At 32.5% G+C, this 796-nt stretch carries 1 protein-coding gene and 1 pseudogene; both read left to right on the top strand.

The features are described 5' to 3' along the window. Window positions 1-194 (top strand): annotated as a pseudogene (gene pyrH / locus FUA24_RS08205) (UMP kinase); the annotation flags it as partial. Between the two features lie 46 nt (window positions 195-240). After that, on the top strand, window positions 241-796 hold a 556-nt coding region (gene frr, locus FUA24_RS08200), incomplete at its 3' end, for a ribosome recycling factor (protein ID WP_147131173.1).

Here is a 796-nt window from a genome sequence, read left to right as displayed (position 1 = left end):
ATAAAGAAGCTATAAAATTCAACTCTATTTCTTTTGATGAAGTTTTAAGCAAAGGGTTGAAAGTAATGGATACAACAGCATTCACTTTAAGTCAAGAAAACCAATTACCAATAATTGTTTTCGATATGAATAAAAAAGGAAATTTATTAAAAGTAGTATCAGGTGAAGCAATAGGCACCGTAGTTAACGTATAAATTTGGCGTAATTTTTGAACTATTTCGCTTTAAAAAATTAATACTAATGAACGAAGACATACAATTTATATTAGACAGCACTAAAGAATCTATGGATAGTGCTATTAAACACTTAGAAAAACAATTAGTTAACATTAGAGCTGGTAAAGCAAGTCCTGCCATGTTAGGCAGCGTTATGGTAGATTATTACGGCTCGCAAACACCACTAAACCAAGTAGCAAACGTAAACACACCCGATGGTAGAACCATTACTGTACAACCATGGGAAAAAGCTATGCTACAAGAAATTGAAAGAGGTATTATGCTAGCAAACCTAGGTTTTAACCCTATGAATAATGGTGAAACCATTATAATTAACGTACCACCATTAACTGAAGAGCGCAGAAAAGACTTAGCTAAACAAGCTAAGGCTGAAGCTGAAGATGCTAAAATTGGTATTAGAAATGCTAGAAAAGATGCCAATAACGACATTAAAAAGTTAGAAGACGCCTCAGAAGATCAAAAAGGAAATGCTGAAATTGATATACAAGAAATGACAGATTCTTACGTTAAAAAGGTTGACAGTATTTACAGTGTAAAAGAAAAAGAAATAATGACCGTTT

It is taken from the genome of Seonamhaeicola marinus (assembly GCF_008085455.1).
Note: the sequence above shows the minus strand (reverse complement) of the source record. Positions and strands in the feature narration are given on the sequence as shown.